This is a genomic window from Capnocytophaga sp. oral taxon 332 str. F0381, assembly GCF_000318275.2.
GTDB classification, from domain to species: Bacteria; Bacteroidota; Bacteroidia; order Flavobacteriales; family Flavobacteriaceae; genus Capnocytophaga; species Capnocytophaga bilenii.
Genome location: NZ_KB291284.1, coordinates 18,362 through 35,072, shown reverse-complemented (window position 1 = coordinate 35,072; position 16,711 = coordinate 18,362). Strand labels below are relative to the sequence as shown.

The window sequence follows — 16,711 nt, the reverse complement described above, 5'->3', positions numbered from 1 at the left end:
TCTTTACAAGTTGTTGCTCTCGTTTGCGATATTGCTCATAAGGTAAAGCTATAAACTCCTTACCCCCTACATTACCTGGAAATATCCTAAACTCATACCTCCCTCCAGGAGCATCAAAAGTAGTTGCCAATTCAATAGGAATAGGCTTAGGTTCAGGTGTAATAAAATAATTCACTTCATTAAGTTTTAACCTCTTCTCAGCATTGATAAACACAACGTGATTCTCTTCTTCTCCAACTATTTTTTCAGGATAATCATCTCTATCTACTAAATGAAATGTAAAGCGCCAAGGATATTTCACACTAATTTTATCCCAAATATCAGTGGGAATAGTATTATTATTTATTTCATTTAATGTCTGCTTAGGTAATTCTTCCTGAAAGAATTTTACATATTCCAACCTTGTATCTTCTCCTGCTACTGTCCCTTTCATTAGTTGCATTTCCCTATGAAAAGCATCATCATCCTTAACTATATATTCTTCTCCTTGGTAAATTCCTAATAAAAAGGTATTCACACCATACAAATACAACATTACTTTTCCACCTGGAATAGGTACTACCTTAAAGTCAATGCCTCCTCCATCTCTGTAAATATATTCCTCCTGTTCAAAAATAGCTTCAATATACTTATGGTCTAAATCAAACTCACCCTTAAAGAATTTATTCTCAGCATAAGAAAACCATTTAATTTCCATTTTATGAGGTAGTGGACGAAATTCATCCCCCACTATCATCATCCCTGCATCACCAAATAAACGACTTCTTAACAGTTGACCAGTAGGAATATTTCCTCCTCTTCCGATCGGATCAGTTAACTCTCCATAGATTATTTCCATTGGATAACCATCATCTGCAGCTGTTAATACCAGCCATTCATACTTTTTATTCATTATCGTTGTCTTTTTGTACAAAAATATTAGCCCTATAAATAGAAAAGCACACCCTATAATTATTAGATTTTGTTTCATTATTTATTATTGAAGCTGTTTAAACTTTTTCTTACAATAAAATAAAAATTCCCGAAAATTAGTAATTTTGTGTTTGAGAAAAAAAGGAGCACACAAAATTCAGGAACTTTGGGCAAAGATACAATAAATAAATGGATTATTTCCTTTTTAAGTGTAGAAAAAAGAAGGTTTAGCTTTAATAATGGAGCGCAACCAGATGTTTATTTTGATGAAGAATTGTACAAAATAATGTTTAATGAACAAGTTTTAGTCGATTAACCTTCGCTCAACCTTCGCTCAACCTTCGCTCAGTTTAATATGTGGTTTGCGACTAAAAACTAACAGCTAAATGTAATAATTATTTCCTATCTTTGCGCCCTATTTAGAAAAATACAATGACTTCATATCTTGATTTATTGCGCCATATTCTCGATAATGGCTATTCAAAAGACGACCGTACTGGTACGGGTACAACAAGTGTTTTTGGTTACCAAATGCGTTTCAACCTCAATGAAGGTTTCCCGCTGCTTACTACCAAAAAAATTCACCTCAAATCGGTGATTTACGAATTGTTGTGGTTCCTGAAAGGCGATACAAATATCAAATACCTTACCGACCACGGGGTGCGTATCTGGAACGAGTGGGCTGATGATAAGGGCGATTTAGGACCCATATACGGTGCGCAATGGCGCAATTGGAATGGCGAGGCTATCGACCAAATAAAACAGGTGCTCGACACCCTGCAACACAACCCCGAAAGCAGGCGCATTATTGTATCGGCTTGGAACCCTTCGGTATTGCCCGATAATGGCAAATCGTTTGCTGAAAATGTAGCTAATGGCAAAGCTGCCTTACCTCCTTGCCACGCGCTATTTCAGTTTTATGTAGCCGATGGCAAACTGTCGTGTCAGCTATACCAGCGCAGTGCCGATGTGTTTTTGGGGGTGCCTTTCAACATCGCCTCTTATGCACTCCTTACGATGATGATTGCCCAAGTGTGCCATTTGCAATTAGGTGATTTCGTGCATACTTTTGGCGATGTGCATATTTACAACAACCACCGCGAGCAAGTAGCCTTACAGCTAAGTCGTACCCCACGCCCCTTGCCTACAATGCACCTAAACCCTAAAATTACTGATCTTTTTGCCTTTGATTATGACGATTTTCGCTTAGAAGGTTACGACCCTTACCCTGCTATTAAGGCTGAGGTATCGGTGTAATGAAGTGACAATGTAGTAATAAACGTTAAATTTTTGTTAAATAACAATGAAAGGTTGGCTATGTGGCTTTTTTTTCTTTCATTTGTGGCATTATTCTAACAAATTACTACAGCAATGAAAAAGATTTGCACTTTTATTCTCAGTTTGGTAGTGTTACCAAGCCTTTTTGCGCAATTTACTACTGAATCTTTCTCTTCGGGAAAGATGGAACGCAAACAAAAAATAGGTATTTACAAGCCGAGCAATTATTCCGACAAACAGAGCTACCCGCTAATAGTGGTGCTGAATGCCGAAACACTTATGGAGCCTATCATCTCGATGGTGCGTTACTACGAACAATTCAAGGAGATGCCTAAATGTATAGTGGTAGGGGTATTTGATGCGAAATTAGACGATGTGGCGATTATTGATGAGGTAGCGCGCCCGATGAACGAATCGGCGAGGTTTTTTGAATTTGTATCTAATGAATTGGTGCCTTACATACAGGGGAAATTTCCGATAGCGGGGCTTAAAGGAATTGTGGCTTCTGAAGAGGCTGCCTTTCTTATCAACTATTATCTGCTTGCCGAAAAGCCTGTATTCAATATGTACGTAAGCTTAAACCCTACAACTATCCCTCGTATGGGTGAACAGTTTGCCGAAGTATTAGCCAATGGCTTTGATAGGCGTATTTTTTACTATATGGCAACCCCAGGTGTAGAAAACCAACTGAATTACGACACGGCTACGCGTTTTGAAAAAGCGATGCGCTCTACAGCGGCTCACGAATCGGTAGAGTATCATTTTTCGGATATGAAAGATATGACTGTAAACGCTTCTAAATTAGTAGCTTTGGCAGAGGCACTCGACCTTTGTTTTGATGTGTATAAACCTATTGGAGGCAAGGAATACAAGACCAAAATGGAAACGCTGAGCACAGGAATATTTGAATACTTAGAGAAAAAATACAATACCATTGAAGAGTATTTCGGCATTAAGAAAAAACCTTCTCTTAACGATATTTTGGCAGACTATACGGCTATAAAAAGTGCTGCTGACTGGGAGTCGCTAAAGAAATTATCTAAATACGTGGAGGAAAATGGCTATGACAAAACGGCTATGCCTCAGTTTTTTATGGCGGAATACTACGAAAAAACAAGTGACTTTAAAAAGGCTTTAAAAGCTTATCAGAAATCATATACACAGCCTGATGTCGATTTTATCAACGGTGATTTGATTACCGAGCGTATCAACCGTATGAAATCGGCAGGAGGTGGAAAAAAATAACCTATGAACGTAATAAAAACTAAAATTGAAGGGGTGGTAATTATAGAACCCCGTGTGTTTCGCGATGACCGCGGATACTTTTTTGAATCGTTTTCACAACAGCGATTCAACGAGCTGGTAGCTCCTGTTACTTTTGTACAAGACAATGAGTCACGCTCTACCTATGGGGTATTGCGTGGCTTACACTTTCAGAAACCGCCCTATGCACAATCTAAATTGGTGCGCGTAGTAAAAGGCGTAGTATTGGATGTGGCAGTAGATTTGCGCAAAGATTCGCCTACCTTTGGGCAATACGAACAGGTATTGCTAAGCGAGGATAACAAGCGTCAGTTTTTTATTCCGCAAGGCTTGGCGCACGGCTTTGTGGTGCTGAGCCCAGAGGCTGTATTTCAGTATAAATGTGATAATTACTACGCACCGCAAGCTGAAGGGAGCGTGCGCTGGGACGACCCGCAGATAAACATCAATTGGCAATTGCCTTTGGGGGATATTCTCCTCTCTGAAAAAGATAAAAAAGCACCACTACTTGCAGAACTAACATTTTGATATGAAAAGAATACTGTTTATACTTTTTGCTTTTAGCTGTTTTTACAGCGAGGCACAATTGCTATCGTCTGTAATTACCGAACTAACCTCTAATAAAGAAACAAAGGATTTGGGCAAAGAAATGCTATGTACTATTTTTGTGATGGAAAAAGGTAAGGTAGAACTGCCTCGCCAAGCTTTGATAGTGCCACTACAAGAAAAAGAACGCAAAAAGATAGGAACAGACAAGATTCTTATTGCATTGTTAATGGACGATTTTCGCTTGCCAGGAAATACCCCTATTGAGTTTGAACTTACCGCTATTCCCAATGCAAAGCATTGTTATTACAGCAAAAAAGCTACTTTCAGCTTAGATGGCAAGAAAATTACAGTTGTTGCTGATAAAGAAAGCGGACTGAGGGAGGCTATTGCGCAAAAAAAGACCATTAATGAAAGTGAAATAGAAGTAAAAAGTAGTTACAAGTATGATTTTCGCGATATTGATTACTGGATAGACTGTTTGGATAGCAAAGAAACTATAACAGTAGCCGATGAAGACGATGAAACACGTACCGAAGATAAGCTACTGGGGTGGATAGCTCATAACAATATGGATAGGGTACAGAAATTTGCCGAAGGCTTGTTGCCACTGCCAAAATTCCCGCTGAAAAAAGACTGGAAAGAATGGTGGCAACGGCTGCAAAACCTTACAATTGCACCTCTTGAACAGCATTATACCGTGTTGCCTGACATCAGGTGCGACCTAATTACAGCAGATGCCGCCCAGCAAAAGATTTACGTTATTAACTACAAGCCCAATAAAAAAAATAAAACACCTCATATACTTCAGCTTTCACCCAGCACTAACGAGGTGAAAAAGGGGTATATCTTCAATGATGAACAATCCTATTCCAATTGGTTTCCGGCTTTTTATGCCGAAAAAGATACTTTATACGCCGTTTCGGAAGACTTTTTATGGTCTAAATACGTGCCTGTAGCCAATGATACGACTTATTATTACAAAGAAGTAGCCCAAAAAGATGTATACCCTTACCAAAAACCTTCTGATAAGAAACGAGATCCCTCTAAAACTAACAAAAACTATGTAGAATACAGCTATGCTACCCCTAATTATCTGTATGTACTATACAAAGACTACAACTCTAAGAACAGAGATATGTATGTACTTACCCTCAGTACCAAAACAGGTAATATTTTGGGTATCGTGCCTTTAAGCAAGCTATTGGGCAATCCTAAAGAGACAAACAGACACTACTTAAATTACCCCGAAATGCAAACTACCGATGACTTTATATGGTGCACAGAAATAGACAAAAAAGTATATCACCTACGGATACACGGTACCGAGCTGGTAGAACAAGTTGTTTTAGGAGAAAAGTTTCAATGGGGACCTCAGTACCTCAGCTGGGACAAGCAGCAGTTTTACACCGATAAAAACGATGATGTCTTAGAGTTTTACACTATAGAAAGTCCGTCACGCACTATTAAAACAAAGACCCCCGGTTGGAAGGGTACAGCAATGGCAGTGGTAGATACGGAAGGAATAGATTATTTTTACGCAACAGGAAATGGGTGCTTCGATGTTATAAAAAAACAACGCCTTAGCAAGAGCAATTTTCAACCCATAGGCAAGCCCGAAGAAATCTTTTATCATTTGCCTACGCCTTTTGAAAGAAGTGGGTATATCAGTGACTTAAGAGTGCTGAAAGTAGGGACGCAATACCATTTATTCTTCGAGATAAACAATCAAATGTATTGGGTAGCTTATCCCTAAAGTGTTAAAATAAAAATAAATATTCTCTTATTCAGAATTATTTTATATATTTGCGGCAAAATTAATCATTAGCCATAAGTGTTAATCATTACATAAGTATGAAAAAGAGAATATTAATGTTGTTAGCCCTTGCTATAGTAGCTTTTGGGGGCTATATGGTATGGCGCAACTACATAGCTACAACGCGCATTGCCTTAGTAAATTTTGTGAGCTATCAGGCTTCAAACATTGCCTTATCTAACGAAGATAAGTTTATCAAATTTGAAGAAGTGCCTTTAGACCAATTAGACCAGCTTAAGAAATACGATTTTGTGCTGGTGTGGGCTATGGGCTTGAAAATTAGTGATGAGCAGCGCAACCAGCTGATAGAGGCTGCCAACCGCGTTCCTTTTCACAGCTTTGCCGTTACTAACCCCGATAACGACATTAGTAGCCTTAGCGAAACCGAGCTGAAAAAAGTAACTTCTTACTTAGAAAGTGCCAACAAAACCAATTACCAAAACTTGGCGCGCTATGTGCGTAAATACATAGACCGCAAATGGTTTGCTACCGAACCCTCAGCCCCTATTGAGCGCAAAGAAAACGTATACTTCCACTTAGACGATGAACGCTCATTTGACAATCTTCCCGATTTTGAAACGTATTTAAAGCAAAATAATTTTTATAAAGAAGGCGCTCCACGCATTGCAATGGTAGCGGGCTTGCACGAGCCTTTTGGTGGTAACAAAGAACACCTGAATGGCGTTATCAAAGCCTTGCAAGATGAGGGTATGAACGTGTATCCTTTTACATCACAGAGCAAGCGTATCGACTTTTTAGAAGCTATCAAGCCTGATGCCGTTGTTTATTTCCCTCACGGGCAAATGATGATGGGCAATCCCGAAAGCTACATCAATTGGGCTAAACAGCACAATGTGCCGCTATTCACAGGCTTATCGGTATTATCAATGAAAGAAGACTGGGAAAAAGACCCAATGGGAATGGCAGGGGGCTTTATGGGGCAAACTATCGTAATGCCCGAATTAGACGGCGCCCTCTACCCCTACGTGGTAATAGCTGAAGAAAAGAACAAAGACGGCTACTACTTTTTGAATGCCATAGAAAACCGCGCCAAAAAGTTTGCTAAAATCATTCACAACTTCACCCAGCTAAAACACAAAGCCAATGGCGACAAAAAGCTGGCTATTGTGTATTTTAAAGGAATAGGGCTGAACCCTGCCGCAGCACAGGGCTTAGAGGTAGAAGAATCAATTTACAACTTCTTGCAACAACTACAAGCTCAAGGCTATAACGTAGGGCAACTACCTTCCCTTGCAAACTTTAAGCAGCTTCTGCTCACGCACGCCAATACCTACCGCGCCAACGCCAAAGGCGACATAGAACAGTTTTTCGCACAAGGCAAACCTGCCTTGGTGGAAGCTAAACAGCTAAACAGCTGGATGCAACAAACACTCCCCCCTACCCTTTACCAGCAAGTGATAGCCCACAATGGAGCTGTTCCTGGTACTTATCTGAGTACTACCCAAAACGGCAAAGACTATTTAGCCGTATCGCAACTTACATTGGGCAATATCACTATCCTACCGCAACCACCAGCTGCTGTAAGTACCGAAGACGACTTCAAAGTGCAACACGGGGTGCAAGAGATACCTCCTTATGCTTATTTTGGTGCTTATATGTGGGTACAAAACGGGCTAAAAGCCGATGCGCTTATCCACTTTGGCACACACGGATCGTTGGAATTTACGCCTCATAAGCAAGTTGCCCTCTCCGATTATGACTGGCCAGACATTTGTGTGGGTACCGTGCCTCACTTCTACTATTACACCATTGGCAATATAGGTGAGGCAATGATGGCAAAACGCCGCTCTTACGGTGGTATCGTTTCATACCTTACCCCTGCTTTCACCGAGAGCGATATGCGCAACACTTTCAACGAGCTTGAAAAAACCTTCCTTTCATACGAAAAATCTAAAAATCCTACCGATAAACAAGCCATAGGGCTACACATTAAAAAGTTAGCCGTAAGTATGGGCTTGCACCGCGATTTGCGCTTGGATAGTATTCTTACCAAGCCTTATACCGATGACGAAATTACTAAACTTGAAAACTTTGCCGAAGAAATTGCTACAGAAAAAATCAATGGTGAATTTTATATAACAGGCGTACCTTATAGTCCTGATAAAATTAACTCTACCGTTCTAGCAATGAGTGCCGACCCTATTGCTTACAGCCTTGCCACTCTTGATAAGCACAAAGGCAAAGTAACTGAAAAAGACCTAAAGCGCAAGGCTTTCTTTACGGCTCATTACCTAAACCCTGCCAAAGCCTTAGTACAGCAAATTTTGGCAGGCAAAGAGGTTACTACAGCTTTTATATGTGATTATGCTCACATCACCCCCGAGGAACTTCAAAAAGCCAAAGAAACAATAGAGACCGAAGAAGGTGGCAAAATGCCATACTTCTTGCGCCAACAGCTACAACGCGAAGCCAACAAAGGCAAAACGGCTACCGCTACGGCTGCTGCAACCCAAACGGCTACTATGGCTGCTACAGCTACCCACACGGGCAAGAAACCCGATGCCGTAGGTCGCCCTACCAAAATAAAAGCTCCTGCTAAAAAAGAAGACCGCAAACCGCTTACCCCTGAAGAGCTGGCTGCTATCAATGCTAAAAAAGCTAAAATAGACCACGCAAGGGCGCTAGTGGATATAGAAAAAACCATTACCAACGTAGTACGTTACCAAAAAGGACTACAAGAAAGTCCGCAACGTGAACTACAAGCCTTTATCAATGCCCTCAACGGGGGCTATACACCACCTTCATCAGGAGGCGATGCTGTAGCTAACCCCAACGGCGTACCTACAGGGCATAACCTTTATGGGGTAAATGCCGAAAGTACTCCTTCTAAACTAGCGTGGGACAGAGGTGTAGCCCTTGCCGATAACGTTATCAACGAATACAAAAACAAACACGGCGAATATCCTAAAAAGATAGCTTATACATTTTGGAGTTCTGAATTTATAGAAACCGAAGGGGTATCCATAGCACAGGCTCTTTATATGCTGGGAGTAGAACCCGTTTGGGATACCTTTGGGCGCGTGGGCGATGTGCGCGTGATTCCTTCTGAAGAACTCGGCAGACCACGTATAGATGTGGTTATACAAACCTCTGGTCAGTTTCGCGATTTGGCAGCCTCTCGTCTTTTCTTGCTGAACAAAGCTATAGAAATGGTATCAGCCTTGCCTGAAGAGAAGTACGCCAACGAGGTGAGCGCGGGCTCTGTAGATATAGAAAAAGAGTTGGTACAAGCAGGTGTGCCTCCTAAAGAAGCACGCGAAATGGCTACTCGCCGTATTTTTGGTGGCTTACAAGGGCGTTACGATACAGGCATCAAAGAGCTCATCAACGCAGGTGATAAGTGGGAAACACAACAAGATATTGCACAGGTGTATTTGCACAATATGGGGGCTTTTTACGGAAGCCAAGAGGAGTGGAGCAAATTTCAAGAAGGTATGTTCCGCGCTGCTATCAAGAATGCTGATGTGCTTATACAGCCTCGCCAAAACAACACTTGGGGTGCCCTGAGCCTCGACCACGTATACGAGTTTATGGGCGGTATGAACGCTGCAATTAAAGAAGTTACCGGTAAAGACCCCGATGCTTATCTTGCTGACTATCGCAACCATAAAAATATGCACGTGCAAGAGCTGAAAGAAGCTGTAGGGGTAGAGGCTCGCAGTACTATCCTCAACCCTAAATACATCAAAGAAATGATGAAAGGGAAAGCCTCCAGCGCAGGACAAATAGCCGAAATAGTAACCAATATGCACGGCTGGGAAGCTACACGTCCTGAACTGATAGACGATGCGCTTTGGAACGAAGTATACAACACTTATATAGAAGACAAACAGCAATTGGGCATTACCGACTTTATCAAGAAAGAAAACGTGGCAGCCTTACAAGAAGTTTCGGCTGTAATGCTTGAAGCTACCCGCAAAGGAATGTGGAAAGCCTCTGCAGCACAAATAGCTCATTTAGCCGATTTGCACACTACCCTCACCCAACAATACGGAGTGAGCTCATCACAATTTTCATCGGAAAACAAGAAGTTGCAAGCCTATATAGCCCAAAAAGCTACTGCCGAGAATGCAAAAGCCTACCAACAACAGTTGGCTAAATCTCAGCAAGGCAAGCAAGAAGCGGTAGACGGCAAAAATAGCAAACTTCTCAAGAAAGAAGAAGTAAATCCTGCTGGTGAACAGAAAAAAGTATCATTTAGTGCTCTTTGGATAGGTATAGGCGTAGTTGTAGCCTTTGTAGCCCTCGTAATCTTTGTAAGAAAACGAAGAAAACGAAGCTAAATATAGCATACGATTTTTTCAAAAATATTTACTTACACACTTTGGCAAAGGTGGTGGCACAAGAGGCTACTAACCTTTGCCAAAGTTTTTTCTTAAGCGTACTCATTAATCACTAAACATCAATCATTAAACATTATTTTCGTATCTTTGCAGCCTGTTTCAAGATTTCTATAAAAATGCGAACAAGAAGTATCAAAAAGAACACAATAAATGTAGTAACTCTCGGCTGCTCTAAAAACGTATACGACAGCGAAGTGCTGATGGGACAACTAAAAGCAGGTGGCAAAAACGTAGTACACGAAAAAGACGGTAACATAGTGGTTATCAATACCTGCGGATTTATCAATAACGCCAAAGAAGAAAGTATCAATACTATTTTAGATTACGTACAACAGAAAGAAGCTGGCTTAGTGGATAAAGTATTTGTAATGGGCTGCCTTTCAGAACGCTATAAACCTGATTTAGAAAAAGAAATACCCGATGTAGACCAATATTTTGGTACTAGTGAACTTCCTGCCTTGCTAAAAGTGTTGGGCGCTGACTATAAACACGAACTTATAGGCGAACGCCTCACTACTACCCCTAAAAACTACGCCTACCTGAAAGTGTCGGAAGGCTGCGACCGTCCGTGTAGTTTTTGTGCTATCCCACTGATGCGCGGGACACATATCTCTACCCCCATAGAAGCACTTGTTACTGAAGCTGAAAAACTCGCTGCTAAAGGTGTAAAAGAGCTGATACTCATAGCGCAAGATATTACTTACTACGGACTTGACCTCTACAAAAAACGCGCCCTTGCCGACTTACTTCGTGCTCTTGTAAAGGTAGAAGGCATCGAATGGATACGCATTCATTACGCCTTCCCTACAGGATTCCCTATGGATGTGATTGAGGTAATGAAAAACGAACCTAAAATCTGCAATTATTTAGATATACCCCTACAACATATCTCCGACCCTATCTTGGAGAGTATGAAACGTGGTACTACACAGGCTAAAACTACTAAATTACTACACAAGCTCCGCGAAGCAATGCCCCAAATGGCAATACGCACTACCCTAATAGTTGGCTACCCAGGGGAAACCCAAGCCGATTTTGATGCGCTGAAAGACTTCGTAAAAGAAATGCGCTTTGAGCGTTTGGGTTGCTTTACCTACAGTCACGAGGAGAATACTACCGCCTACCAGTTGGAAGACGATGTACCCGAAGAGGTAAAGCTGGCTCGTGCTAATGAAATAATGGAGATACAATCGCAAATATCGTGGGAACTCAACCAAGAGAAAGTAGGCAAAACATTCCGTTGCCTGATAGACCGCAAAGAGGGCAACCACTTTGTTGGTCGTACCGAATACGACTCACCCGATGTAGATAATGAAGTACTCATTGATGCTAAGAAGCACTATGTGAAAATCGGTGATTTTGTAGATGTAAAGATTATAGATGCCACCGATTACGACCTCTATGGTGAGCCTCAACAAGTTTAATTGTAAGGAAGTGCTATTTTAGATATTGAGGCTCAAAATAAGCTGTATTTTCAAAAGATTGTAGTTTGTACTTTTCTGTAGCAAAAGGAATCATATCTTTAGCTTGTGGAAAAACGCCACTGATAAACTCTGCGTTGGGGTGTTTGCAAATAGCAGCAAACTTATCACTGCCATCGCCTAAGAAAACAACCTTCCCTTGTGCGAGGTATTCACTATAACTTTGCTCATTTAGGATAACAGACTGCGTAGGAGCTATAAAAGTATATTTCTCATTTAGTACAGCACTATATACCTCCATACGGCGAGCATCAATCATTGGGATAATTATAGGATTGTGAGGAGCTTGAGCAGCAATAATTTGTAGTGTAGGTATGGCTATCAGTGGGATGTTTAAGGCAAAACACAAACCTTTGGCTGTAGCTATCCCTATACGTAAGCCCGTATAAGAACCTGCTCCTGCACTTACTGCAATAGCTTTGAGCTCACTGAAGGTTATTCCTGCTTGCTGCATTACTGTTGTTATAAATAAATGTAAGTGTTCAGAATGTGTAAATCGCCCTGCATTTTCAGTTTGTTCTGCTAATAATATTCCTTCATTGGATAAAGCTACCGAACAATTAACTCCCGAAGTTTCTATATGTAATATCATCTATCTGTTGCGTTTTACTTCTTGCCTGCCACTACCAGCACCATTTCTCCTTTAATAATCTTATCAGTATAAGCCAATTGCAAATCTCCTAAAGTTCCCCTTAAAGTTTCTTCGTGTAACTTAGTAAGCTCACGTGAGAGACTCGCTTTGCGGTCAGCACCAAAGGTAGTAATAAAATCTGCTAAGGTTTTTAGGAGTTTGTGAGGTGAAACATAAAAAATCATTGTACGTTGCTCTTCGGCTAATTGCTGCAGTCGTGTTTGTCGTCCTTTTTTATCAGGCAAAAAGCCCTCAAAGGTAAAACGCTCGGCTGGCAAGCCACTATTCACTAAGGCAGGTACAAAAGCTGTAGCCCCTGGCAGGCATTCTACGGCTACCTCTTCGGCAATACAAGCTCTTGCAAGAAGAAAACCGGGGTCGGAAATGGCTGGCGTACCTGCATCAGTAATTAGGGCAACTGTAGTACCTCCTTTGATGCGCTGCACCCAGCTATCTACCACCTTGTGTTCATTAAAAAGGTGGTAGCTTTGCATAGGGGTGTTTATATTGTAATGCTTCAGTAGCTTACTGCTAGTGCGTGTATCTTCAGCCAATATGACAGCTACTTCGCCCAGCAAACGCAAGGCTCTGAGGCTAATATCTTCTAAATTCCCGATGGGTGTAGGGATCAAATACAATTTGCTCATTATTCAAAGCGGCGTAATATGAGGCTTAAGAAGCGCTCCTCATATTCTTCTTTGCCTTTCCAATGATTGTAAGTAGGTTTTACCTGCTGCTGTATGTACACGGCTGCCTCCTCAAGTGTGTGCAATTCTTCAAGGTGTTTTAATACCTTATTGTATTCACTTTCACTACCGAAGAACAATTTTTGTACAAAGGCAAGTTTGTCGTTGAGACCTATTTGTATTGCCTTGCTAAAACGGTCGTTTAGCGACTGTGTAGGTTTGGGCTCTTCAGGGTTTTTCCTTTCAAAGGAAGCTGTTTTTGCCTTTTGAGACAAAAATTCTTCTAATGAAGGAGTTTGTCGTGCGGCAGGCTGTGGCTGCGCTATGTTTTGTGACGAAGGTTGATCTATGTTCATTGCCCAGCTCGTTTTTACATTATCCTGATTGGCTGTTGCTGCAAAAGGATTTTCTAACGGCTGAGGTTGTGCTGCTGGTGCAGCTGTTGGCTGCCCAAAAGGAGTATTGGGTGTAGCATTATTTATTCCAAATGGGTTATGCTGCATTTGTTCGTGCAAATGCTGTTGCGCTGTTTGTTGCTGCATTTGCTGTACTTGCTGCGCTGCTTGTTGTTGTTTTTGTTGCGCTGCTTGTTCTTGAACGTGTTGCTGTATAAACTGTTCTGCCATTGCCTCAAACGGATTGTGATTATGAGGCTTTTCAGCTTCAGGTTCTTTGGCTACAGAAGCTGGTGGGGGTGCTGTGGGGGTGCTGGCAGGAGTTGCTGGTTTAGCTGCTGCCGCAAAAAATGGTTGTGCTTCTGGTTCAGTAGGGAAATCTTTAGGCTCGTGTGCCACACCTTCTTCCTCTTCTTCTTGAGGGAAAGGCTTATATTTCATTGCTTCGGGGATGAATGCTTGTGTAGCTTCAAAAACGTGCTGTAATACTTTTTCTATGCGTGCTTCTTGTTCTTCTTCAGTTTCATCGCGAGGGTCTTGTTTAGCGTGTATTGAATAAAGAGGTTCTCTATAAGGAGCAGGTTCTGTGTGTTGTTGAGGTTGTGGTGCCACTGCCGGAGCTGTAAATGCTGGCGGTGGCGTTGGTTGTGCCGCTGCTGGAGCTGGTGCAGGTGCAGATGCAGGTTCTGTATGTTGTTGAGGCTGTGATGGCACTGCTGGAGCTGTAAATGCTGGCGGTGGCGTTGGTTGTGTCACTGCTGGAGCTGGTGCTGGCGCAGGTGTGGGTTCTGTATGTTGCTGAGGTTGTGGTGGCGCTGCCGGAGCTGGAGCTGGCGCAGGTGTAGGTTCTGTATGTTGTTGAGGCTGTGGTGGCGCTGCTGGAGCAGTAAAAGCTGGCGGTGGCGTTGGTTGTGCCGCTGCTGGTGTTGGTGCAGGCGCAGATGCAGGTTCTGTATGTTGTTGAGGTTGTGGTGGCGCTGTTGGAGCGGTAAATGCTGGCGGTGGCGTTGGTTGTGCCGCCGCTGGAGCTGGTGCAGATTGTTTTGTTATAGGAGCAGGTTCCATAGCTACAAACGCCAGTGGTGCTGCCTCCTCTTTTTGGAACTGAATATTTAGCGGCTCAATTTCTGTAACATCTGTATCTATATTAAAAATATCTTCTTCCTCATGTTCTTCTATAAATGAAGCAACCTTACGCATCGTATAAAGCATACGTTCTTCGGAAGCCTTTAGTGTTTGATAATACTTCTCAACAAACCCCAATATAGTGATTTTGTCGGTCAAACGTAGGGCTTGCTGACGCATCTTTGAGATATTTAATTGCCCTTGGTGAGCTATGATTTCCTTAGCAAAATTTACTAATTCTTGTTCTAATGCCTCTTTCATTTCGTTAGTGGGTTTTGATGTGGCAAAGGTACAAAATAAATACCAATTATCCACTAAAAATTAACAATTATACCCCAATAATTAACATTTAGTCTTTAGTAATTTGTTTTTAGTTGTGAGCGGATAGCACAATTTGAAGAAGTAGCACAAAATATAATATAAAAAAACTTTGGCAAAATTCAAGACTTTGCCAAAGTTTATACAGCAATTTAACTACTAATTAACTATTTTACAGAAGCTTCGTAAATGCCTTGAATGCTTTTTGCTAAAGTAGCATCAAAATCGGCATCGGTTTGTTTGGCTGATAAGCCTTCGCTAAGGGCACGTGAGAAGCTGGCTATTACCCCCTTGTTTTGCGCCAAAAGTTCATTGGCTTTTTCACGGCTATAACCTCCCGAAAGGGCTACTACTCGCACTACACGAGGGTGTTTGGTAAATTCTTTATATAGGTTGTTGATAGTAGGCAGGGTAACCTTTAGCATCACGTTGTGAGTTTCTGGCAAGCGGTCTAAGTGCTTTCTAAGTTCGTCAGCCAAAATAGCTTCTGCACGTGATTTATCGGGGATGTTGATATCTACTTCGGGTTCAATGATAGGCACTAATCCTGCTTCAATAATTTGATGAGCTACCTCAAATTGTTGAGCTACCACACGTTCTATTCCCTCTGGACTTGCTTTTTTGATTACTGAACGCATTTTGGTACCAAAAATATGACGCACATTGGCACGGCGTAACAAATCGGCAAGATTAGAGATAGGTTTCATCAGTTGTACTCCGTCTAAGTCAAGTTCTTCAAGACCTTTATCTACTTTTAGGAAGGGTACAATGTGTTTTTCTTCCCACAGATAGTCGGCAGTAAATTTATTATCAATTTTTCTATCCATAGTTTGTTCAAAAAGGATAGCGCCGATTATTTTTTCGCTGTTAAAAGCGGCACTTTTGATGATACGGGTACGCATTTGGTGAATAAGGTCGAACATTTCTTCTTCGCCGTTGTACTCATCTTCATTTACTCCGTAAAGTTTTAGGGCTTTGGGAGTGCTACCGCCACTTTGGTCGAGTGCTGCAACAAATCCTTTGCTACTGCGCATCTGTTCTAATTGTTCTTTTTTCATAGTTTATTATTATTTTTCCTACAAAGGAGTAATTGTTAAAAAATCGCTACAAAGATATTAAATATTATTGAAATAACAAAAAAATATTTGTTATTCTTCGCTCAGTCTCTCTCATTAACCACTATCAATATTTCATCATCGGTGAGTATAGGTTCGTTGCGAAAACGCAGTAGTATTTGGGCTACAGTGATAGTATCTTTTTCGCAGTAGGTAGCGATGCGATCTATATCATTTTGCTGATAATACACCTCTCGCACTTGGCTGCCATCGATGTCGTCTTTTGGTGAAGGTATTGCCAATATATGTGCTAAGAGTTTCAGGGAGGTGTAATGTTTATAATCACCAAATTTCCATAGTTCCAGCGTGTCTAAATGGGGTATTTCCCAAGGTTTTTTGCCGTATAGTTGCAATTTTTGTGGTATGGCTATACGGTTGATTATCATACGTCTGGCTATGTAAGGAAAATCAAATTCTTTGCCGTTATGGGCACAGAGCAGGTGTTGTGGTTGCGAAAAGTAACTATCCAACATTACTGCAAAGTTTTTCAGTATTTTTTTTTCTTCTCCTACGAATGAAGTAACTCTAAAAGTGCGTTGTTGGTACTTAAACACAAAATATCCTACTGATATACATACTATTTTACCAAATTCTGCCCAAATACCTGCTCTGTGGTAATATTCTTCGGCTGAAATCTCTTCTTTTCGTACATATTTAGTTTTTTCTTCCCACAATTCTTGCTCACTTGCTGATAACTGTTGATAATTTTCATTCTGCGGGACGGTTTCTATATCTAAAAAGAGTATATTTTGTAAGTTTATTTTGTGTAGCATTACTTTTG

General features: G+C 41.3%; 13 protein-coding genes. 7 read left to right on the top strand and 6 right to left on the bottom strand.

Annotated elements, in window-relative coordinates:
* Positions 1-892, bottom strand: an 892-nt coding sequence (locus HMPREF9075_RS03855; RefSeq protein ID WP_198144774.1) for a DUF2931 family protein, incomplete at its 3' end; no start/stop codon positions are given.
* A 147-nt stretch (positions 893-1,039) separates the two neighbouring features.
* Between HMPREF9075_RS03855 and HMPREF9075_RS03850 the strand changes: the two genes are divergently transcribed.
* The 7 genes from HMPREF9075_RS03850 (at position 1,040) to rimO (ending at position 11,603) form a co-directional block, all read left to right on the top strand.
* Positions 1,040-1,228: a hypothetical protein gene (locus HMPREF9075_RS03850; RefSeq protein ID WP_009415197.1), complete on the top strand. Its 189-nt coding sequence runs from the start codon at positions 1,040-1,042 to the stop codon at positions 1,226-1,228.
* A 116-nt stretch (positions 1,229-1,344) separates the two neighbouring features.
* Positions 1,345-2,169, top strand: a complete 825-nt coding sequence (locus HMPREF9075_RS03845) for a thymidylate synthase (RefSeq protein ID WP_009415196.1) — start codon at positions 1,345-1,347, stop codon at positions 2,167-2,169.
* Positions 2,170-2,283: 114 nt separating this feature from the next.
* The gene (locus HMPREF9075_RS03840; RefSeq protein ID WP_009415195.1) at positions 2,284-3,435 is read left to right on the top strand and encodes an alpha/beta hydrolase-fold protein; all 1,152 of its coding nucleotides are present in this window, start codon (positions 2,284-2,286) and stop codon (positions 3,433-3,435) included.
* A 3-nt stretch (positions 3,436-3,438) separates the two neighbouring features.
* Positions 3,439-3,981 (top strand): dTDP-4-dehydrorhamnose 3,5-epimerase, encoded by a 543-nt coding sequence (gene rfbC, locus HMPREF9075_RS03835; RefSeq protein ID WP_009415194.1) that lies wholly within the window; start codon positions 3,439-3,441, stop codon positions 3,979-3,981.
* Between the two features lies 1 nt (position 3,982).
* The gene (locus tag HMPREF9075_RS03830; RefSeq protein WP_009415193.1) at positions 3,983-5,755 is read left to right on the top strand and encodes a hypothetical protein; all 1,773 of its coding nucleotides are present in this window, start codon (positions 3,983-3,985) and stop codon (positions 5,753-5,755) included.
* Positions 5,756-5,853: 98 nt separating this feature from the next.
* On the top strand, positions 5,854-10,119 hold the full coding sequence (locus tag HMPREF9075_RS03825; protein ID WP_009415192.1) for a cobaltochelatase subunit CobN: 4,266 nt from the start codon (positions 5,854-5,856) through the stop codon (positions 10,117-10,119).
* A 176-nt stretch (positions 10,120-10,295) separates the two neighbouring features.
* Positions 10,296-11,603 carry a 30S ribosomal protein S12 methylthiotransferase RimO gene (gene rimO / locus HMPREF9075_RS03820; RefSeq protein WP_009415191.1) on the top strand — a complete coding sequence of 436 codons (1,308 nt, stop codon included), beginning with the start codon at positions 10,296-10,298 and terminating at the stop codon, positions 11,601-11,603.
* 13 nt (positions 11,604-11,616) lie between these two features.
* Here the strand turns inward: rimO and tsaB are convergent, their stop codons facing one another.
* The 5 genes from tsaB to HMPREF9075_RS03795 all read right to left on the bottom strand — a co-directional run bounded on the left by tsaB (position 11,617) and on the right by HMPREF9075_RS03795 (position 16,703).
* Positions 11,617-12,252 (bottom strand): tRNA (adenosine(37)-N6)-threonylcarbamoyltransferase complex dimerization subunit type 1 TsaB, encoded by a 636-nt coding sequence (tsaB, locus tag HMPREF9075_RS03815; RefSeq protein WP_009415190.1) that lies wholly within the window; start codon positions 12,250-12,252, stop codon positions 11,617-11,619.
* Positions 12,253-12,266: 14 nt separating this feature from the next.
* Positions 12,267-12,938, bottom strand: a complete 672-nt coding sequence (rsmI, locus tag HMPREF9075_RS03810; RefSeq protein WP_009415189.1) for a 16S rRNA (cytidine(1402)-2'-O)-methyltransferase — start codon at positions 12,936-12,938, stop codon at positions 12,267-12,269.
* Positions 12,938-14,758 (bottom strand): hypothetical protein, encoded by a 1,821-nt coding sequence (locus HMPREF9075_RS12550; RefSeq protein WP_009415188.1) that lies wholly within the window; start codon positions 14,756-14,758, stop codon positions 12,938-12,940. Before HMPREF9075_RS12550 ends, rsmI begins: the two co-directional genes overlap by 1 nt.
* A gap of 224 nt (positions 14,759-14,982) precedes the next feature.
* A complete protein-coding gene (locus tag HMPREF9075_RS03800; protein WP_009415187.1) occupies positions 14,983-15,873 on the bottom strand; it encodes a fructose bisphosphate aldolase in 891 nt (296 codons plus the stop codon).
* 101 nt (positions 15,874-15,974) lie between these two features.
* The gene (locus tag HMPREF9075_RS03795; protein WP_009415186.1) at positions 15,975-16,703 is read right to left on the bottom strand and encodes a 3'-5' exonuclease; all 729 of its coding nucleotides are present in this window, start codon (positions 16,701-16,703) and stop codon (positions 15,975-15,977) included.
* Between the last annotated feature and the right edge of the window lie 8 nt (positions 16,704-16,711).